Raw genomic sequence first — 20,040 nt, 5'->3', positions numbered from 1 at the left:
TCCCCCAGGGTGAGTGCGCTCGGAGTGAGATCGATCGGTGCGAATGCGTCCGGTGCCGAAACGCTCGGTGGCGAAACGCTCGGTGCCGAAACGCTCGGAGTGGGAGCGCTCGGCGTGAAGGCGCCCAGGTCGAGCGTGAGTTTGGTGACGGCGTACGCCTCGGCGTAGCGCGTATGGCATTCGATGCCGCGGATGCGGGCGAGCCCGAGGAACGCCTCGCGGTCGAACCAGGACCGGTGCCGCTGCGAGGGGTAGTGCTCGTGGAGGAGCCGCACCTTCTCCTCGGCGAGTTCAGGCGCCAGCGGCTGGTACGCCACGGGACGGCCGAGGTCGCCGTCCCATTTGGCGATCTCGTAGCCGAGGACGAGGTGGTCGCGGAATGCGGTGGTGACGAGCTGCGCCAGGCCGCGGTGGTCCTGGTGCGCGTCGTCGGTGCGCGGGGCGAGGACCACGTCTGGCTCGGTCTGCTCGCGCAGCTCCTCGACCGCGGCCTTGGCCTCCTCCCAGTGCGCGGGCACCCGGCCGTCCGGCAACTTGAGCACGGTCAGGCGCAGTTCGGCGCCCGGGCAGAACGCCAAGAGCGCGGCCCGCTCCTCCTGTTCGCGGTCGCTGCCACCGCCGGAGAGGACCAGCGCGTCGATGCGCAGGCCGGGCCGCGCGCTGCACAGCGTCAGGAGCGTGCCGCCGGCTCCGATGGCGATGTCGTCGCAGTGCGCGCCCACGGCGACGATACGGTCGAGGCGCCGCCCCACGCCGAGCCGGATCACGCGCCCACCCCGGCGTCTTCGCGTTCCCACAGCGCCCACGGCCGCTCGCCGCGCGCGTAGGCGGCGTCGAGCGCGGCGCGTTCCTTCACCGTATCGGTCGGCTTCCAGAACCCGCGGTGCTGGTGCGCCACGAGGCGTCCGCGCTTGGCCAGTTGGGCGCATCCGTCGGCGACGAGGTCGCCGCCTTCGGGTATGTGGTCGAAGACCTCCTGGCGGAGCACGAAGTAGCCGCCGTTCTCCCACAGCGGCAGTTCGCTGACCGCGGTGATGCCGCCCACCAGTCCGTCCTCGCCCAGATCGACGCAGTGGAAGGAGGACTGCGGCGGCACGACCATCATGGAGGCGCCGGCGTCGCGCCGGGTGAAGGAGTCGATCATCCGCGGCAGCGGGGCGTCGGTGAGGACGTCGGCGTAGTTGGCCAGGAACATGTCGTCGCCGTCCAGGTGGTGACGCACCCGCCGCAGCCGCTCCCCGATCGGTGACTCCACGCCGGTCTGCGCGAACGTGATGGTCCAGTCGGCGATGTCGGTGGACAGGAGCTCGGTCCGTCCGCCGCGCAGCACGAAGTCGTTGGACGTGGTCTCCTCGTAGTGCAGGAAGAAGTCCTTGATGTGGTGCGCTCCGTAGCCGAGGCAGAGGATGAACTCCGTGTGGCCGAAGTGCGCGTAGTAGCGCATGACGTGCCAGATCAGCGGCCGGGGGCCGACCATCGCCATGGGCTTGGGGATGTCGTCGGCGGCTCCGCTGCGCATCCGCATCCCGTAACCGCCGCAGAACAGGACGACCTTCATGGCGTGACCTCGACAATGCTCAGTTCCGGGATGGGAAAGACAAGGCGGCCGCCCCATTCATGGACGAAGGACAGCTGCTCGATGAGCTCGGCCCGCAGGTTCCACGGCAGGACGAGGACGTAGTCGGGCCGGTCGGCGGCGATCTGCTCGGGCGGCAGGATCGGGATCCGCGTGCCGGGTGTGAACTTGCCGTGTTTGTACGGGTTGCGGTCGACCGTGTACGCGAGCAGGTCGGGCCGGATGCCGCAGTGGTTGAGCAGGGTGTTGCCCTTGCCGGGGGCGCCGTAGCCGACGACGGTCTCGCCGCGTTCGGCCGCCTCGATGAGGAACTTGAGGAGGTCACGGCGGACCTTCGCGACCCGGGCGGAGAACTCCGCGTACCCGGACAACTCCTGTAGCCCCGCGGCTTTTTCGCGGGCCAGTACGTCGGCCACGCGCGCGCTCGGTTCACCGGCCGCCCCGGCCGGCCTGGCCCACAGCCGGATGGAGCCGCCGTGCGTGGGCAGCAACTCGACGTCCACGAGGGCGAGTCCGCCGCTCGCGAGGGCCCGGATCGCGGAGGCGACCGTGTAGTACTGGAAGTGCTCGTGGTAGATCGTGTCGTACTGGTTCTCCTCGATCAGGGTCAGCAGATGCTGCACCTCGATGGAGACCCAGCCGTCGTCCGCGACCAAGGCGCGCAGCCCCTCGGTGAACCCGACGACGTCCGGGATGTGCGCGTACACGTTGTTGGCCACGACCAGGTCGGCCGGTCCGTGCTCGGCGCGGACGGCGGAGCCCACGGCCGGGCTCAGGAACTCCGTGAGGGTCGGCACCCCCGCCTCGCGCGCCGCCGCGCCGACGTTGACGGAGGGTTCGATGCCGAGGCAGCGGATCCCCCGGTCCACCACGTGACGCAGCAAGTACCCGTCGTTGCTGGCGACTTCGACGACGAACGCGTCCTGCCGGAGCCCCGCCCGTCCGGCGGCGTCGGTGACGAAGGTGCGCGCGTGCTCCACCCATGAGGTCGAGTACGAGGAGAAGTACGCGTACTCCTTGAACGTCTCCTCGGGTGTGATCAGCGGTGGGATCTGTGCCAGCCAGCAGTCCGTGCAGACCCGCAGGTGCAGCGGGAACGCGGGCTCCGGCAGGTCGAGTCGGTCCGCTGCGAGAAAGCTCTCGCACGGCGGAGTAGCCCCCAGATCGACGACGCTCGCCAGCGCCGCCGAGCCGCAGAGTCGGCATCGTGTCATCTACTGCCCCCCATTTATGACAGTGCGGTACTTGTTCACTTGTTGCGGTGCGCACTTGTCCAGTTGGTGCCGTGCGCCACCTGTTCAGTTGTCGCCGTGCGGTCCTCTTCCGTCTGCCGCGGTGCGGTACTCGTCCACCAGGCGTTCGAGCCCGACGGCCGGGCTGAAGTCCTTCTCGTAGCGGTGCCGGGCCGCTTGGCCCATCTCCCCGTTCCGCGCCGGGTCGGCCGTGATCCGGCGCAGGCAGGAGGCGAGCGAGGCGGGATCGCCAGGCCGGTGCAGCAGCCCGGTCACGCCGTCCTCGACGAGTTCGGCGAAGGCCCCGTGTCCGGCGGCGACGGCCGGCACCCCCGCCGCCATCGCCTCCACCACCACCAGGCCGAACGCCTCGAGCCAGGTCGACGGCGCGACCACGGCGACCGCCCGGGCGAGGGCCTGGCGGCACTGGTCCGTGTCGTACAGGCCGACGTAACGCACGTCGTCCCGGCCGGCCGCCCATGCGGTCACCTCGCGCTCCAGCGGTCCCGTGCCCGCGATCACCAGCGGCACGCCCACCCCGCCGACCTCCGCGACCTCGTCCCAGGCCGCCATGAGCAGCCGTACGCCCTTGGCCTCGGCGAGCCGCCCGAGATAGAGCAGATGCTCACCGTCGCCGGTGCGGACGACCCCGGGGTCGGGCACGAAGTTGTGCTTCACCGAAGCGAGTTCGGAGGGCAGACCGGCCCGTACGAGAACGTCGCGCTGCGCCTCGGAGATGCACAGGAAGCGCACCACGCCGGACCACCACCTGCGCCGGTTGGCCGACATGCCGACCGCGAGCGGCACCGTCGCGAGCCGGGAGCCGCGGTAGCAGCCGTGCCGGACGGCGGGCAGCGGCGAGGAGCCGACGCACTCGGTGCACGGTCGGCCGTCCCGCTGCAGCGTGCCGGGCGCGCAGACCTGCGTGTAGTTGTGCAGCGTCGCGACAGCCGGCACACCGGCGTCGGCGCAGGCGGCGAGGACCGCGGGCGACAGGAGCGGAAAGACGTTGTGGATATGGACGACGTCCGGCCGGTCGCTGCGGAGCCGTGCGGTCAACTCCCGTCGGACCGCCGGGTTCCAGGGCACCTGGAGCGGCACGGCGACCTTCCCGAGCAGCGACCGGGCGGCGATGTCGTCGCTGCGGCGCTCGAACAGCTCGACCCGGTGGCCTGCCTCCCGCAGCAGCGCCATCTCCTGGTCGACGACCTTGTTCTCGCCACTCGGCTGCGCCGACGCGTAGCGGTTGTGCACCACGAGGACATGCATGCTCAGCTCACCTCCGATCCACGGGCCCAGCGCGGTACGCGCCGTCGAGGGGCGTACGGCAGGGGGGACGGCGCGGCGGGCGCCGGCACGGCGGGTGCCGCCAACAGCGAGGCGGCCAGCGCCAGATGGAGCAGATAGGGCGAGGCGTCGCCGAGCCCCGCCTCGGTGTACGACGCGATCGCGCAGTAGCTGATCAGGAAGAGCGCGCACGCCCTGGACAGGGACGGTTGCCGAAGGAGCGCGACGCCGCCGAGGACGGCGATGAACGCCGAGACGAGGACGATGCCGGTCAGTCCCTGCTCGTGGTAGACGGCCAGCCAGCTGTTGTCGATCGGGAGGCCGCCGTACGACTTGTCGCCGAGCCCCACGCCGAACAGCTGCTCCGAGGCCGTCCGCGGCGCCGCGAGCAGGGCGTCCCAGACCTTGGCCCGGCCGGTGAGGCTGGTGAAGTACTCCTGGGTCTGGCCGCGCAGGAACCACGCCTGGAGCAGGGAGCCGAACGCCACCGCGGCCACCGCGGCCACCAGGACCGCCCAGGCGAAGAACCGGCGGGCCGCCGCGCTGGTCATGACCAGCGAACCGATCGCCACGAGCAGGCCGATGAGCAGACCGAGTGTCGCGGTCCGTGTGTGGGTCAGCGCGAGCAGGAACAGGGACGGCACGATGATCACCGCCGCGCTCGCCCGGTCGGTGCGGCGGCCCAGGAGGAGCAGCACCGTGAGCCCGATGATCACCGCGGCGTACTGGCCGATCTGCGGCGGGGTGAGCGGCCACAGCGCGCCGACGAGCCGACCGCCGTAGAGGTCCGGCATGGCGGCGCCCGGCGAGAGGAGCAGTCCGGCGGCCACCGACCCGAGCACCGCGAAGTACATCCGGATATGGCTGCGGACGAACGTCAGGTCCCCGTTCCACCAGCGGCTGAGCAGCCACAGCGTGGCGACGAAGAGAGCGAAGCGCCCGCAGCGGAACAGCGCACCGAACCCGGCCTCCAGGTTCGCGCTGGCGATCACGCTCGGCACCAGGAGCAGCGTCAGCAGAAGCAGCAGCGCGCTGGGCCTCAAGCGCAGCCGGGGATTGACCGCGACGGCCACCACGAACGCCGCGACCAGCGAGCCCATGGTCACCATCTGGATGAGGGAGCGGGGCAGCGGAATGATGGTCTGCGCCCCGGCGGAGCCGAGGGTGTTGAGGATCAGCAGCCCCCAGGCCACCCCCACGAGCTTCGGTGTGTGCTCCCCGGCCGTCTCGGCAGGCATCTCAACCACCTGCCCGTGGCCGGAACGTGCTGCCCGCGTCCTGCCCGTACTTGGCGCCCTGCCACTGCTTGACGTCGAGCGTCCCGCTCGGATCGTGCGCGACGAAGCTCCAGGGGCCGCGGTAGACGTTGTCGTACCAGCGGTTGTCCTGTGCGCGCGTGACCGCTTCGGCCACCTTGTCGCCCTTGTACGGCGACCAGTCGGGGTACGTTCCGTAGTTGGCGAGGACCGCCATGCGGCCGCATTCCGCCTTCTTGCACTTGACGACCGCCAGGTCGAGGACGAACTCGTTGTCGTGGATGTCCACCCGCTGGGTCTTCCAGCGGCAGTCTGCGTGGAGCGGCGGCTTGGCGATCGCCGGCTGTGCACAGCGGTCGGCGTCGCGCACCAGCAAGGTGCAGCTGCCGGTCGAGGTGTTGGCCGGGCTGTTGCAGAACCGGTCGGCGTTCTCCCACAGGGTGATCCCCGACCAGTTGTTCTCCATGACGTTGCGGGAGATCTCGATCTTGTCCGTACGGGCCTTGACCCGTGGTTCGCCGCCGGACTCGGACACGTAGACGGTCGCGAACGGGAAGCTGTCGCCCCGGTCGGCGCCTCTGCGCCCCTCGATCCAGTTGTTGCGCCGGATCGTGTTGTTCGTGATCACCGCGTTGTAGCTGGTCTCGTAGATCAGCGCGGCGCCGTCGTTGGCTTCGATCACATTGCCTTCGATACGGAAGTCGTTGTTGTTGGTGTCCGCCCACAGACCGGTTCCGCGATTGTCGTGCACCCAGTTGCCGCGGATGTCGGCGCCGTTGACGGCCCAGAACTTGATGCCTCCGGTGCAGCCGCAGCCCGGCTTCTTGCGCTCCCAGTCGCCGGTGTTGTTGCCGGTGATCTCGTTGCCCTCGACGACGAGGCCGGTGATGGAGTCGCCGGCCTTGTAGGCGTTGAGGCCGTACTGGCCGTTGTCGCGCAGGCAGTTGGCGCGTACTTTCTGGCGTGCTCCGGCCATCAGAGCGGCGCCGGAGTTCTCCTTGACGGTGTTGTGCTCGATCACCCAGCCGTCGGCCGAGTCGTGGTTGACCACGCCCTGGTCGTGCGGCGCCACGAAGCCCTGCACGGTCAGATGGCGCAGCGTGACGTCGGGCGCGCTGCCGCTGAACGCGTACTGGTTGGTCCCGCTGCCGTCGAGTACCGCGCCCGGCGCACCGAGGTAGGTGTTCCCCTTCTTGGGCAGCACCTGGGCGTAGCGGTCCGCCTCGAGCGTGTGGGTGCCCGGCCGCAGCCAGAAGGTGGTGTTCGGCGGGCTGTTCTTGGTCTTCGCGGCGAGGTCGTTCACCACCGCGGGGTCGACGGTGACCGCACCCTTCGGCGCCTTCGCCGGTCCTTCCGCGGGCTTCGCGCACACCCGCGCGACGGCCGGGGACGGCTTCCCCGACCCTGCCGTCGACGGTGCCCGGTCGCCCGGTTTCGCCGGTGCGTCCGGGCTGCCCGTGCATCCGGTCACGGCCAGCAGAGCCAGCGCGAGCGGTGCCGCCGTCGCGTACGTCCGAAGCCGCCACTTGATCCCCACGCGCCCTCCCCCCTAGCCCTGGAACCTGAGTACGGTGACGAACTCCGCCTCGCCGTCGGCGGCTCCTGTGCCGACGAGCGTGGTGGCGGGTTCCTTGCGGCCGAAGCCGGCGGAGTACCAGCCGAGCGGCGGGTTGCTCTCGCCTCGGTGCGCCTGCCAGGACAGCCGGGCGGGCAGGTCGAGCACGGCGGAGCGCTGCTCGCCGTCACGGGTCCAGGTGAGCTCGGCCCGGCTGCCCGTCAGCCGCGCGGAGACCTCCGGGCCGAGGTGGAATGCCAGGTGCACGTCACGTCGTGAGCCGTCGACCTCGTCGACCATCGTCAACTCACGGCCGGCTGCGGCAAGTTCGACCCGGCGGCGGTGCACGGAGGGCTGGTAGCCGTCGTGTTCGGCGGACCAGCGGGCCACATCCCCGTCCGCCGTGTCCACGGCCAGGACGCGGCTCGTCGCGTGCCGGGTCCACAGGAACGGGCCGCCGGAGACGGACTGGTCGGCGCCGTCAAGGCGCAAGGTGTTGTGGGCGAGGGTCGAGCGGAAGTACGCGCGCCACTCGGGCTGCCCGTGATAGCAGTACGTCCCCGGGTCCGCGAGGATGTCGACGCCGTCCTGCCGCACCTCGACGGAGAGCGCGTCCGCGTGGGCGTGCGCGGCGATGGACAGGAACCCGTGCGGACCCCCGTCGCAGCGGCACCAGATCTCCCCGGGACCGCGCAGGATGGTGAGCCCGGCGTCGGCGAAGTGCGCGGGCCGCTCGTCCGGCCGGGGCACGGACGGTGCGGTGGGCTCGATCAGCGCGGCGAGCAGCGGCGTGCGTACATCGGTGCCGGTCACCCGGGGCCACCAGTCGAGCCGTCCGAACACGGCCTCCCCGGTGGCGAGCAGCGAGCCCCAGCGGTCGGTGCCCGTGCCGTCGACGATCAGGCCGTGTCCGTCGTCCGCGTCGCCCTGGCGCGGTGGCCGCAGCCGGTTGTCCACGACGGCCGCGAGCGCGTCGGTCATCCGCAGCAGCACCAGGCGCACCGTAGCGGGGACCGGGACACGGGCGCGGTCCGCCTCGGCCAGGGCGGCCAGGCCGAGTTCGAGGACCAGGCCGTGGTACTCGCTGGCCAGTTCGCGGTTGAGACCGGAGAGGAAGGTGTTGGCGCGCAGGTGCCGGTCGAGGGACCGTAAGGAGTCGGCTCTCCAGCGCGCCGAGTGCGGGAACCAGTCGAACGCGCAGGACGCGGCGAACTGCCCGGCGGTCTCGGCGATGATGTGGTTGTTCGCCGAGGATCCGCGGCTCGGGAACGCGGCGAGCCAGCGCTGGTGGTGCCAGATCTGGTGCCGTGCCACCGGGTTGTCCTCGAACAGCCCGGCCGCGCCCGGCCAGCCGTCGAGCAGCCGGCGGATCCACACCCAGGACAGGAGCCGGATCCCCAGCTCGATCCCGCTGATCCAGTGCACTCCGCGCAACGGCGCGTTCGCCGCCCACCAGGACCGCAGGTGCGTGGCGACGCGCTCGGCGTACCGCTCGTCCCCGGTGAGCGCGTAGGCGGCGGCGAGGACGGTGAGGTACTGGTGCCGGGACAGCTCCCAGATCTGCTTGATGTCGCCGACCGCGTCCTCGTTGCGGTACGGCAGCCCGAACGCATAGCCCCACGGCGCCCGGCGGCCGGTCTTCGGGTCGTACCACCAGTCCGGATCGGTCAGGTCGTCGCGTACCACTCCGAAGTACTCGATATGCCCGGCCATCAGCCGGTCCGCCTCCGCGACGAGGCGTTTGGCGGCGTCCGGCGGGACCGCGGCGAGCGCGCCCTCGGGCAGCACCGCGGTGAACCGGGCGCCGGCGACGTCCGGACAGTCGGGCGGTGTCGAGCGCCAGCGCCGTCTGCGGACCGTGTCGCCGATCCGGCCGCCGATCTCCCGCGGCGCCATCCGGGACAGGCGCCGCAGGTACCAGCCCGGGCCCATGCTCATCGCGCACCCGCCAGCGTCACGGGCGCACCGGCCGCCACGGCGGTCTGCACGGCGAGGGTGGCCGCCGTGGTCGCGACCAGGGACTCCAGCGGTACGGGCATCGGCCCGCCGGTCCGTACGGCCCTGATGAACGCCGCCAGTTGGGCGTTCTGGCCCTTGTCACGGGCCTTGGGCAAGCGGGAACTCACCCACCGCTTGCGGCTGTGGACCGAGGCGCGCACGAAGTCGTCGAGCCGCAGCACCTTGCCGTCCGCGACCAGGTCGAGGGTTTCCTTGGGGTAGCCGGACGCGCCGGTGGTGACGTAGCTGAGGGTGGCGGTGGACCCGTCCGGGTAGCGGAGCACGACCTGCAGGTCCTCGTTGCCCGAGGTGCCGACCGCGTACACCGAGACCGGGTCGGCGCCGAGCAGCCAGCTCGCGGTGTCGATGAAGTGCCCGCCCTCGCCTGCGAACCGGGTGCCCTCGGTGCTTTGCCGCAGGTACCAGCTGCCGTGGTCGAGGCGGCCCGCGTTGATGAGATAGCGCAGGTTCGCCGGCCCTGTCCGGACGCCGAACTGCTTCTTCGCTTCCTGGAGCAGGGGCGCGAAGCGGCGGTTGAAGCCCACCTGGAGCCGGTCGTTGCCGGACTCGTCCACCGCCGCGAGCACGCCCGACAGGTCGTCCTCGGTGAGGGCCAGGGGCTTCTCCACGAACACGGACTTGCCGGCCAGGAGTGCCTGCCGGGTCAGTTCGGCGTGCGAGCTGTGCCGGGTGACCACGAACACGGCGTCGACGGACTTGTCGCCGAGCACCGCGTCGAGATCGGTGCTGGCCTGCGCGAAGCCGAACTTCTTCTGGGCGTTGGCCCCGGACAGTGCCGTCGTGGTGACGACGGTCGCCAGCTCCACCCCCTCACGCCCGGCCAGGTGCGGAAGGAGCATCGAGGTCGCGTAGTTGCCCGCGCCGACGAAGGCGAGCCGCACCGGCGTCCTGACCGCACGGGCCGGACGCGGCCGAGCGGTGACCGCGGGCACGGTCACCGCAGGCGTCTCCGCTTCCCTCTTCTGCCCGGGGTAGCGGAACAGGACGGCCACGGCCTTCAGACCGCCGTCCTTCAGGTTCTGATACGTCTCGACGGCTTCGTCGAAATCGGCGATGTGGGAGACCAGCGGCTCCACATCGACCCGGCCTCGGGCGACGAGATCGAGGAAGCAGGCGAGGTTGCGGCGCTCGGTCCAGCGGACATAGCCGATCGGATAGTCCCGGCCTTCGAGTTCGTACTCGGGGTCGTAGCGCCCCGGGCCGTACGAGCGCGAGAAGCGGACGTCGAGCTCCTTCTCGTAGTACGCGTTCCACGGCAGGTCGAGGCTGCACTTGCCGATGTCGACCACCCGGCCGCGGTCGCGGCTCAACCGGGCCGCCAGCTCGACCGGTTGATTGCTGGCGCCGCCCGCGGCCAGATACACCTGGTCCACGCCGTGGCCTTCGGTGAGCTCGGCGACGGCGCTCTCCACGGCCGCGGATCCGGGATCGCCGCAGGCCACCGCGCCCAGCTGCTCGGCGAGCGCACAGCGCACCGGGTCGGGGTCGGCGCCGACGACCCGTACACCCGACGCGGTGAGCAGCTGCACCACCAGCTGTCCGATCAGCCCGAGCCCGATGACCAGGGCCACCTCGCCGAGTTGCGGCTCGCCGCGGCGCACACCCTGCAGCGCGATCGACCCGACAGTGCCGAAGGCCGCGTGCTGGGGTGCGAGTTGGTCCGGCACCTTGGCGTAGAGGTTCTTCGGTACCCAGTTCACCTCGGCGTGCAGGGCGTGCTCGTTGCCTGCGCAGGCCACCACGTCGCCGACGGCCACATCGTCGATCCCGGCGCCGACCTGCTCGACCACTCCGCACAGCGAATAGCCCAGCGGCGTGTACGAGTCGAGCTTGCCCATCACCTTGCGGTACGTGGCGGGCACCCCGTTGGTGGCCACGCTCTGCAGAACCTTGGCCACCTGGTCCGGGCGCGAACGCGCCTTGCCCACCATGGACATACCGGCCTCGGAGACCTTCATGAGCTCGGTACCGGTGGAGATCAGCGAGTACGCGGTCCTGACCAGGACCCCGCCCGGCTTGCATCCCGGTGCCGGTACGTCGAGCAGCGCCAGTTCGCCGCTCTTGTAGTTCTGCACTACCTGCTTCACTTGTGATCCTCTGCATTCCTCTGAAGTCCCATGACGTCCTGTGCCGTTGACCGAGTGCTCTCACCGGACCCAGAGGTCGCGCCGCGATACCAGTACTCGAGGGTCAGTACGTGCCACAGATGCTTGGAGAAGTCCCGCTGCCCCGAGGCGTCCTCGGCGACCATCCGCCGCAGCGCGTCACGGCGCAGGAAACCGGAGTTGACGAGCTCGCCGTCGTTGATCACCTCGCGCACCAGGGGCGCCAGGTCCCGGCTCATCCAGGCCCGCAGCGGAGCGCTGAACAGCCCCTTGGGCCGGTGGACGATCTCCCTGGGCAGGATCGAGGAAGCCGCCTCCTTGAGGACGGCCTTCCCCTGCCGGCCCGCGATCTTGCGGTTGCCGGGGAAGGCGAACGCCGCCTTCACGACCTCGACGTCCACGTACGGCACCCGTACCTCGGTCGACGCGGCCATGCTGGAGCGGTCCGTGTAGGCGAGGTTCAGGCCCGGCAGGAACATCCGGGCGTCGCCCAGGCACATACGGTTGACGAAGTCGTCCAGCTCGTTGTCCTGGTAGATGTCGGCGTGCTCGGTGAGCACGTCGTCGACCGTGCCGGCCAGGTCCGGGTCGATCAGGGCGAGCAGTTCGTCCTGGTCGTACATGGTGTAGCTGCGCCGGAACGCGGTCTCCTCGGGCAGCTCGGCGAAGGACAGGAACCGCTTCGCGAACCGCACGGAACGGTAGCCGCGGCGGGCCGTGGCCACCGGCAGCCGGTCCACGACCGCGTGCACACCGCGCCGCAGCGGCCGCGGGACGCGCTGGTAGCGCAGGGCAAGCACATTGGCGAGGTGCTTGCGGTACCCGGCGAAGAGCTCGTCGGCACCCATCCCCGAGAGCAGCACCTTGACCCCGGCCTCGCGGGCCGCCGAGCAGATCAGATACGTGTTGATCGCGGCGGGGTCGCCGATCGGCTCGTCCAGGTGGTAGGTCATCTGCGGCAAAAGGTCGAGGACGTTCGGGGCGATCTCGATCTCGTGCAGATCGACGCCGAACCGCGCGGCCACCTGCCGGGCGTAGCGCAGGTCGTCGGGCATCGCCTCGAACTTGGCGTCATCGGCGCGGAAGCCGATGGTGTACGCGGAGATGCCGGGCTGGTGGCGGGCCGCGAGCGCGGTCAGATAGCTGGAGTCGAGACCGCCGGAGAGGAAGGTCGCGACGGGGACGTCGGAGAGCAGGTGCTGCCGGGTCGACTCCTCGACGACGGCGGCGAGGTCCGGCTGCTCGCCGTGGCGCGCCTCGGCGGCGATGTCCTTCAGATTCCAGTAACGGCCGCGCTCCACCTGGCCGTCGGGCCGGCAGCGCAGCCAGCTCCCGGGCGGGAGCTTCTCCGCCTCGCGCAGCGCGCAGCGCGAGTCGGGCACCCAGTAGTACAGGAGGGACGCCACCAGGGCCGCGTGGTCCACCTCCAGCTTGGCGCCGGAGACCGCGGCGAGCGCCTTGAGTTCGGAGGCGAACACCAGGCCGTCGCCGCGCCGGAGCAGGAAGAGCGGCTTGATGCCCAACTGGTCGCGGGCAAGGGTCAGTTCACCTGTGCGCTCGTCGAAGATCCCGAAGGCGAACATGCCGCGCAGCCGCGGCAGACAGTCCGTACCCCAGCGCCGCCAGGCCTCCAGGAGCACCTCGGTATCGGAGGTGCCGCGAAAGCGCACTCCCGCGCTCTCCAGCTCGGCGCGCAGCTGGGGCGCGTTGTACAACTCGCCGTTGTACGTGAGGACGAGGCCGTCCTTGGCCATCGGCTGGGCGCCTGTCTCGGACAGGTCGATGATGGCCAACCGGCGGTGGCCCAGCTGTACTTCGCCGTCGCCGACGGGGTGGCTGTAGCGGCCGGCGCCGTCCGGACCGCGGTGCGCGAGGATCTCGGTGAGCCGGTCGGTCACGGCTTTGCCGTCGGGCCATCTGTACGTGCCTGCTATGCCGCACATGAGCTAGCGCACCTCCTGGTCGCTGTCGGGGACCCGCGGGGCCGGCACCGGCAGCGATTCCTTGCGCAGCCGGCCCGTGCCGTTCTGCAGGGCGAGGCGCTCGCTCTGGCCGCGTAACGCGGCCGCCGGACCGTCCCACAGCGTGCCGTCGGTACGGTCGCGCGGGTCGGGGTCGATCAGGACCACACCGAGCACGGCGATCCGCTGGTCCGCGAGCTGTCGCGCCACGGTGTGCAGCCAGGCGGCGCTGCCGTGCCCGGCGCGCACCACGAGCACGGTCCGGGTGCCGAGGTACTGGAGGTCGGTCCATGCGGTGCCGGGCGCCACCGAGCCGACACCGAACCGCAGCTCCTGAGGCGATACGGCCGGGACCTCGGCGTCGCCGACCACGGTGAAGGCGCCCGACTTGGGGCGGCGTTTGACGAGTTGCAGACGCGGCAGGCCGTCGACGACGACCACCGGCCGTTCCCCCGCGAGCACCTCGGCGAGATCGAAGGCGATCCTGCTCGTGCTGCGCACGGAGCCCAGTTCCAGCAGGGAGAACGGTTCCGTGGAGCCCCGTACTGTGCGGGCCAGGGACGCCGCGAGCCGTTCGCGCGCGGCCCGGTCCCTGCGCCGGCGCCACAACAGGGCCTGGCGGCGGGGCAGTTCCGCGAGGACGGACGCGCCGAGGTTCGCCGCGATCACCCGGCGCAGCACCGGACGGTCCGCCACCACGGAGCCGACCGCGGCCAGCGCGAGCCCGAGAACGAGCCCGAGGACGAGCCCGATCCCCGCGTTGGTGGCGGCGGCCTTGGGCACGGAATGCTCGACCGCGCGCGCGGCGTCCACGATCTGCGTACCCGCGACGAGGCGGGGCGCGCCCATCCGGGCCTCTTCGGCGCGCTGGTCGAAGTCGGCGATACGGGAGGTGAGTTCGGCCCGGCGGGCGAAGAGCGACTCCAGGTTCGCGGCCGCCCCGGGGTCGGTCTCCGGGTCGACCTCGGGCTGCCCGTCGCCGATCTCCTCGTTGACCTTGTCCAGTTCGTCGCGCATCTGGTCGCGCTGGCCCAGGAGGGCTTTGGCTTCGGCCTCCGCCGCTTCCTTCAGGCGCCGCACATGGTCCGCGACGAAGGCCTCGGACAGCGCTCTGGCCCGCGCGACCGCGTCCGCGTCACTGTCACCCGCCACCGTGATCTGCAGCAGGTTGTTGGTCAGCCCGGTGCCCTGGTAGTCCTCCATGAAGTCTTCCGGGCGTTCGGCGGAGTCGAGGGACTCAAGGGCCTCGCCCGCGATCCGCGTGGTCTTCAAAAGGGCGGCGTCGGTACGGATGAGCGTGCCGGGGTCGTTGGGCTGATCGGCCTCGTGCGCGACAAGGACCGTGCTCACCGCGGTGGGCGGGGGCGGCATGAGGACCGCCACCGCCACTCCGGCCAGCAGGCCGAGGAGCGCCACGCAGCACCAGAAGCGCCGTCGCCTGCGGACCGCCACCACGAGCGCCTGCAGGTCGAGGAGCGGGGTGGCGGCCGGCGATGCGGACGTCGTACTCGTCGTCACGCCGCACCTCCCCGCGTGTCGATGCCGCCGGCCATCGCGGGCACGGGGCCGCCCGGGGTGTGGCCGGCCGGTCCTGTCGTACGGGCCCGGACCGTGCCGGCGACGACGACGCCGACGACCTCGTGCCCGGCGTCCGTACAGGCCTCGGCGAGGCCTGCGAGTTCCCCGGCGGTCCTGCTGCCCGCACTGAGCACGACCAGAGCGCCGGACTCGGTGTCGTGATCGGGGACGAGCGGGCGCGCCGCCGAGACCTCCGCAAGCCGCAGCTGCGGATCGCTTCCCGCCTCGGCGGCGAGACGCTCGGCGGCCCGGCGGGCGATGTCGTCACCGTTCGGGACGATCACCAGCAACTTTGCACGGGGCAGCGGCAGTTGGTCGCCGAGGCGGGCCAGCACCCGCCGGTAGCGGATCTGCCTGCTGCTCTCGCCGCCGGACGCCTGCAGGGCCGGTGTGTCCCACCGGGTGTCGAGGCCGAGGAACCTGACGATCCGGGTCCGCGGGCTGCCGCCCTGCCGGGGCTGCCGCGCGGCCCGTTCGCCGGGTACGTCCACGGAACCGAGGTGCCTGGCGCCCAGCGCCGCGGCGATCTCCTGTTCGCCGCGCAGCCTCCGGCTCATCCGTGCGGCGGCGAGATGCCCGATGACCGCGCACAGCAGAAACAACAGCGCGCCACCGACGACGAGTTGGAGCCGGGACGGTGGGGCTTCGCCGGCCGGCCGGGTCGCCGGGCCCATGACGACCATGTTGGCCTTGTTGAGCGAGGGGTCGACCTCGTCCAGCTTCTCCACCGCCTCCTGCAGCGCGGTGCGCAGCTTCTCCAGTTCGGTACGGCCCTGCACGCTCTCCACGCTCTTTCCCGGATCGGCCGCCTTGGCCAGCTCGGTGATACGGCGGCTGGTCTGCGCCACCAGCTTCTTGAGCGCCTCGGGCCGCGTCGCCACGTCCGAGTCGGTGGTGTCGCCCGACAGGCGGGCGGCGAAGGCCACGTATTCCTGGGCCACTTGGTCGGCGATCCGCTGCGCGCCTTGTGGGGTGTCGGCCGTGCCCGAGACGCTGATGATGTTCCCCTCGGTCGCCTTGGCGCTCACCCGGTCCCGCAGCCCGCTGTCGCCGAGCTTGGCTGCCACCTTGTCGATCACGACCGAACTGGTCGCGATCTCCGCCTGGGTGAGCAGCTCGCGCTCCTCCCACTGACCGGAAAGCAGCACCGACGCCGAGGTCGTGTAGCGGGGCGGGAAGACCACCGAGACACCGAAGCCGACGAGCGCGCCCACCACGGCGAGGACGGTCAGCAGACGCCACCGCCGTTGGATCACTCGCCCGATCGTGGCCAGGCGGATCGTGTCGTCGCTCAACGGAGCGGCCTCCTCCGTGTTCGTGCCGGGCCGCGTGCCGCCACCGGGGTGTGGTCGCGGCAGGCGGCTTCGTACGCGGCGAGCAGCGAGGCCTGCGAGTGGCGCCAGGCCAGCTCCCCGCCGATGCGCTCCTGGCCGGTCTTGCCCATCCGGGCCCGCAGGTCCGGATCGTCGAGCAGCAGGGCGATGCCCTTGGCGAACTCGGCCTCGTCATTGGCGGGCGCGTAGACCGCCGCGTCACCGGCGGAGACGCGCGCTTCCCTCAGGTCGAAGGAGACGATCGGCCGTCCCATCACCATGTATTCGAGGACCTTGTTCATGGTCGACACGTCGTTGAGCGGATTGTGCGGGTCGGGAGACAGGCATACGTCCGCGGTGGACAGGTAGCGCGCCAGGTCGGCGTCCGGGATGCGGCCGGTGAACTGGACCTGCTCGGCGAGCCCGAGCCGGCGGGACAGCCGCACCATCGCGTCGAAGGTGTCGCCGCCGCCGATGAACACCGCATGCCAGTCGGTCCGTCCGAGCTCGTCGCGCAGCTTCGCAAGGGCGCGCAGGGCGTAGTCCACGCCGTCCTGCGGGCCCATCACACCGAGGTAGCACAGCAGATGCGGCTTGCCGCGCTTCAACTCCGGTTCGGCCGGGACGGGTTGGAAGCGGCCGACATCGGGTGCGCTGCGCACCACGAAGACGTCCTCGGGCCGCTGCCCGCCGCGGCTGAGCGCGACGTCGCGGTAGCTCTCGTTCGTGGAGAGCACGATGTCCGCGGCCCGGTAGGTCCGCCGCTCGAGGGCGCAGACGCCGCGGTAGAGCAGATCCTTGCCGCGGTCGAAGCGGGAGAGGTACAGCTCGGGTACGAGGTCGTGCTGGTCGAACACGAACCGTGCGCCTTGCCGCTTCAGCCACAGCGCGGGCAGGAACAGCAGATCGGGTGGATTGCAGGCGTGGACCACGTCGACCGGCCCGATCTTGCGGGCAAGGCGGACCGTGTGCCACAGGGCGGAGCCGTACTCCCGCAGATAGCCGGCCGGTCCTCCGGTGGCCGCGCGTAACGGGTAGCGGTGGATCCGCACGCCGTCGATCAACGCCTCCGGCTCGGTGTCCCGCTTCTCGCCCCGGGGGCAGATCACATGGACGTCCCAGCCGGCCTCGCGCAGCGTCGTGCACTCCTGCCACACCCGCCGGTCGAACGGCACCGACAGGTTCTCCACCAGGATCAGCGCGCGCCGGGCCGGCCCGGCGCCGCCGGATATCTCACCAGACAAGGCCCACGTACCCCGTTTCGGTCCTGCGCGTCTCGGCGTCGGGTAGGCGGACGAGGTCGATCAGCACGGGGCCTTCGCCATGGGGCAGCGCCGCGAGCACCGCCGGGTCCTTGGTGCCGACCAGACACACCTCGGCGTGCTCCATCACCTCGTCGACGGAGTCCACCAGGAGCTGCGCGATATGCGGCAGGCGGGTTTCGATGTACGCGCGGTTCGCGCCGAGCAGCCGGGAGAGGTTGACGTTGGCGTCGTAGATCTTCAGGTCGTACCCCTTGCCGATGAGCCGCTCCGCCAGTTCGACGAGCGGGCTCTCGCGCAGATCGTCGGTGCCGGGTTTGAAGGACAGGCCGAACAGGCCCGCGCGCCGTTTGCCGGTGCGCTCGACCAGCTGCACCGCGCGCTGCAGATGGTCGGAGTTGGAGGGCAGTACGTGGGACAGGATCGGCACCGAGACATCCGCCCGCCGGGCCGCGTGGACCAGACTGCGCAGGTCCTTGGGCAGGCAGGAGCCGCCGAAGGCGAAGCCGGGGCGCAGATACGCGGGGCTGATGTTCAGCTTGCGGTCGGCGAGGAACACATCGATCACCTGGTGCGAGTCCACCCCGAGTGCCTGGCATATCGCGCCCAGTTCGTTCGCGAAGCCGATCTTGAGACCGTGGAACGCGTTGTCCGCGTACTTGATCGCCTCGGCCGTCGGTACGGGGACCCGGAACACCTCGCCCGGCAGACCCTCGTACAGCGCCGCGACCACCTCGCCGCTCGCCGGGTCGAGTTCGCCGATGACCGTCTTCGGCGGGTCGAAGAAGTCCCGCACGCTGGTGCCCTCGCGCAGGAACTCCGGGTTGACCGCGACCCCGAAGTCCACGCCCGCCGTGCCGCCGACGTACTTCTCGAGGATCGGCACCAGCAGGTTCATACACGTGCCGGGAAGCATGGTGCTGCGGAACACGACCGTGTGCCGCCCGCCCTTCTCGGCGAGCGCCGCACCGATCTGCTCGGTGACCCGCTCCAAGTAGGTCGTGCACAGGCTGCCGTTGGGCTCCGACGGTGTGCCCACGCAGACCAGGGACACCTCGCTGCCCATGATCGCCTCGCGGACGTCGTCGGTGGCGCGCAAGGCACCGGTCCGTACGACCTCGGCGGTGAGCTCGCCGATCCGCTCCTCGACCACCGGGGCCTTGCCCGCGTTGACCAGGTCGACCTTCGCCTGGTTGACGTCGACGCCGATGACCTCGCGGCCTCGGCCGGCCAGGCACGCGGCCGATACACAGCCCACATAGCCGAGCCCTAAGACGCTGACCCTCATCTCGAGTTCCTCCCCCTGGCGGGCCCTTGGGCCCGCAGTCCGTGGCACAGGTGACGCGCTCCCCGCGCGTCAGTAGGCCCCCTGCCCCTGGACCACCGCACGCAGCGTCTTCCACAAGATCTCCGCGTCCAGGGCGAGCGACCAGTCCTCCACGTAGCGCAGGTCGAGGCGGACCGCCTCCGCCCACGGCAGATCACTGCGTCCGCTGATCTGCCACAGGCCGGTGAGCCCGGGCTTGACGAGCAGCCGCCGCCGGATGTCCGGGCCGTACTCGGCGGACTCCTCCGGCAACGGGGGCCTCGGTCCGACCAGCGACATCGAACCCGTCAACACGTTGAACAGCTGCGGGAGTTCATCGACGGAGTACCGGCGCAGCACCGCCCCCACCCGCGTCACCCGCGGATCCCGGCGCACCTTGAACAGGAGCCCGGCCCCCTCGTCGACGTCGGCCAGCGTGGCCCGCGCCCGGTGGGCTCCGTGCACCATGGTGCGGAACTTGAAGATGGTGAACTCACGGCCGCCCTTGCCGACCCTGCGCTGGCGGTAGACCACCCCGCCGCGGCTGTCCACCAGGACGATCACTCCGACGAGCACCATCAACGGGGCGAACAGCAGCAGCAAAGCCGCCGCTCCCAGCCGGTCGACGACCTCTTTGACAACCCGGCGGCCACCGGTGAAGGCCGGCATGCTGACCCGCAGGAGCGGTATCCCGAGTACGGCGTCGACATGCAGCCGCGGTCCCGCCACTTCCATCAGTACGGGAGCCACCACCATTTCGGCGTCGCTGCCTTCGAGGTTCCAGGCCAGGCGCTGCAGTCGGTCCGGCGACCAGTACGGGTCGGGGGTGACCGCCACGACCCGGTAGCCGTCGCCGTGCACATGCTTGGCGACGTCGGTCAGCTGGCCCACGACCGGGACGCCGTCCACCTTGTCACCGTCGACCCCGCGCCCGTCCGCCGTGCACACCGCGTCCACCCGCCAGCCGAGGTGCGGGAACTTGCGGGCCCGTGAGATCAGGTCGCGTACGGTGTCCGGGCTCCCGGCGGCGAGCACCGGTCGCAGACATCGTCCTTCCGTACGCCTGCGGTGCAGCCACCGCCGCAGCAGATACCGCTCGGTGACGGTGACGAGGGCGATCGCCGGTATGGCGACGAAGATCCAGAGTTTGATGTTGCGCGAACTGACGGCGATCCCGCCGAGCGAGAGGACGACGGCCGCCGTGCACAGGGCGCGTCCGAGCCGGCGGAACTCCTCGGCTCCCTGGCCGAGTACGAGAGGGGCCCAGGCCCGGCTCGCCATCAGGGCGCCCAGGACGAGCAGTTCGGTGCCGAAGGCGAGAATGGTCCACTTCTCGTGCCAGTTGGCCGCGTCACGTACGCCGAAGAAGCCGCCGATCGCGGCGATCACAAAGGCCGTGGCCGCGGTGTCGCCGGTGATCACGGCACGGCGGTACCGCTGCTCCCATTCGATTTCGGGCTGACTTGTCGCCCCGTCCACCGACCGCCCGTGCACCGGTGGAAACGGGCTGACTAACTCTTCCTGCCGCACAGTCCCGCCGAGGTCGCCAGCGGGTTCGACGTGTTCACCCAACACGGTTCCTCCCCCCGG

General features: G+C 71.0%; 13 protein-coding genes and 1 pseudogene. All 14 read right to left on the bottom strand.

Going from position 1 to position 20,040, the window contains the following annotated elements; all coding sequences use genetic code 11:
• Positions 1–119: 119 nt before the first annotated feature.
• A pseudogene (locus G6045_RS04250) lies at positions 120–767 on the bottom strand (PIG-L deacetylase family protein); the annotation flags it as partial.
• The gene (locus G6045_RS41185; RefSeq protein WP_165330425.1) at positions 764–1,558 is read right to left on the bottom strand and encodes a glycosyltransferase family protein; all 795 of its coding nucleotides are present in this window, start codon (positions 1,556–1,558) and stop codon (positions 764–766) included. The gene G6045_RS41185 and the pseudogene G6045_RS04250, both read right to left, overlap by 4 nt.
• Positions 1,555–2,790 carry a class I SAM-dependent methyltransferase gene (locus G6045_RS04240; RefSeq protein ID WP_165330424.1) on the bottom strand — a complete coding sequence of 412 codons (1,236 nt, stop codon included), beginning with the start codon at positions 2,788–2,790 and terminating at the stop codon, positions 1,555–1,557. Before G6045_RS04240 ends, G6045_RS41185 begins: the two co-directional genes overlap by 4 nt.
• Positions 2,791–2,874: 84 nt before the next feature.
• Entirely contained in the window at positions 2,875–4,077 is a 1,203-nt protein-coding gene (locus G6045_RS04235) for a glycosyltransferase (RefSeq protein ID WP_165330423.1), read from the bottom strand.
• Positions 4,078–4,079: 2 nt separating this feature from the next.
• Positions 4,080–5,333, bottom strand: a complete 1,254-nt coding sequence (locus G6045_RS04230) for an O-antigen ligase domain-containing protein (protein ID WP_165330422.1) — start codon at positions 5,331–5,333, stop codon at positions 4,080–4,082.
• Between the two features lies 1 nt (position 5,334).
• The gene (locus G6045_RS04225) at positions 5,335–6,888 is read right to left on the bottom strand and encodes a right-handed parallel beta-helix repeat-containing protein (protein WP_165330421.1); all 1,554 of its coding nucleotides are present in this window, start codon (positions 6,886–6,888) and stop codon (positions 5,335–5,337) included.
• Positions 6,889–6,900: 12 nt separating this feature from the next.
• The gene (locus tag G6045_RS04220; protein WP_165330420.1) at positions 6,901–8,844 is read right to left on the bottom strand and encodes a heparinase II/III family protein; all 1,944 of its coding nucleotides are present in this window, start codon (positions 8,842–8,844) and stop codon (positions 6,901–6,903) included.
• Positions 8,841–11,012, bottom strand: coding sequence for a bi-domain-containing oxidoreductase (locus G6045_RS04215; protein ID WP_165330419.1), 2,172 nt, complete (start codon positions 11,010–11,012; stop codon positions 8,841–8,843). Before G6045_RS04215 ends, G6045_RS04220 begins: the two co-directional genes overlap by 4 nt.
• A complete protein-coding gene (gene asnB / locus G6045_RS04210; protein ID WP_165330418.1) occupies positions 11,009–12,973 on the bottom strand; it encodes an asparagine synthase (glutamine-hydrolyzing) in 1,965 nt (654 codons plus the stop codon). The genes G6045_RS04215 and asnB overlap by 4 nt, the downstream gene beginning before the upstream one ends.
• A 3-nt stretch (positions 12,974–12,976) precedes the next feature.
• Positions 12,977–14,509, bottom strand: coding sequence for a Wzz/FepE/Etk N-terminal domain-containing protein (locus tag G6045_RS04205; protein ID WP_165330417.1), 1,533 nt, complete (start codon positions 14,507–14,509; stop codon positions 12,977–12,979).
• Positions 14,506–15,864 (bottom strand): Wzz/FepE/Etk N-terminal domain-containing protein, encoded by a 1,359-nt coding sequence (locus tag G6045_RS04200; protein WP_165330416.1) that lies wholly within the window; start codon positions 15,862–15,864, stop codon positions 14,506–14,508. Before G6045_RS04200 ends, G6045_RS04205 begins: the two co-directional genes overlap by 4 nt.
• Positions 15,861–17,126: a glycosyltransferase family 4 protein gene (locus tag G6045_RS04195; RefSeq protein WP_165330415.1), complete on the bottom strand. Its 1,266-nt coding sequence runs from the start codon at positions 17,124–17,126 to the stop codon at positions 15,861–15,863. The genes G6045_RS04200 and G6045_RS04195 overlap by 4 nt, the downstream gene beginning before the upstream one ends.
• Positions 17,116–18,432: a nucleotide sugar dehydrogenase gene (locus tag G6045_RS04190; RefSeq protein WP_165330414.1), complete on the bottom strand. Its 1,317-nt coding sequence runs from the start codon at positions 18,430–18,432 to the stop codon at positions 17,116–17,118. Before G6045_RS04190 ends, G6045_RS04195 begins: the two co-directional genes overlap by 11 nt.
• A gap of 69 nt (positions 18,433–18,501) precedes the next feature.
• Entirely contained in the window at positions 18,502–19,980 is a 1,479-nt protein-coding gene (locus tag G6045_RS04185; protein ID WP_165330413.1) for a sugar transferase, read from the bottom strand.
• Positions 19,981–20,040: the final 60 nt, after the last annotated feature.

This window comes from Streptomyces mesophilus, assembly GCF_011044995.1.
Taxonomy (GTDB): domain Bacteria; phylum Actinomycetota; class Actinomycetes; order Streptomycetales; family Streptomycetaceae; genus Streptomyces; species Streptomyces mesophilus.
The sequence above is the reverse complement of the archived record's forward strand: the minus strand, read 5'-3'. Positions and strand labels throughout refer to the sequence as shown.

Bases quoted from the DNA above. Each gene is read 5' to 3' on its own strand.
- G6045_RS04220 (WP_165330420.1), bottom strand. From the start codon at position 8,844: ATGAGCATGGGCCCGGGCTGGTACCTGCGGCGCCTGTCCCGGATGGCG.
- G6045_RS04230 (WP_165330422.1), bottom strand. From the start codon at position 5,333: ATGCCTGCCGAGACGGCCGGGGAGCACACACCGAAGCTCGTGGGGGTG.
- G6045_RS41185 (WP_165330425.1), bottom strand. From the start codon at position 1,558: ATGAAGGTCGTCCTGTTCTGCGGCGGTTACGGGATGCGGATGCGCAGC.
- G6045_RS04240 (WP_165330424.1), bottom strand. From the start codon at position 2,790: ATGACACGATGCCGACTCTGCGGCTCGGCGGCGCTGGCGAGCGTCGTC.
- G6045_RS04235 (WP_165330423.1), bottom strand. From the start codon at position 4,077: ATGCATGTCCTCGTGGTGCACAACCGCTACGCGTCGGCGCAGCCGAGT.
- asnB (WP_165330418.1), bottom strand. From the start codon at position 12,973: ATGTGCGGCATAGCAGGCACGTACAGATGGCCCGACGGCAAAGCCGTG.
- G6045_RS04190 (WP_165330414.1), bottom strand. From the start codon at position 18,432: ATGAGGGTCAGCGTCTTAGGGCTCGGCTATGTGGGCTGTGTATCGGCC.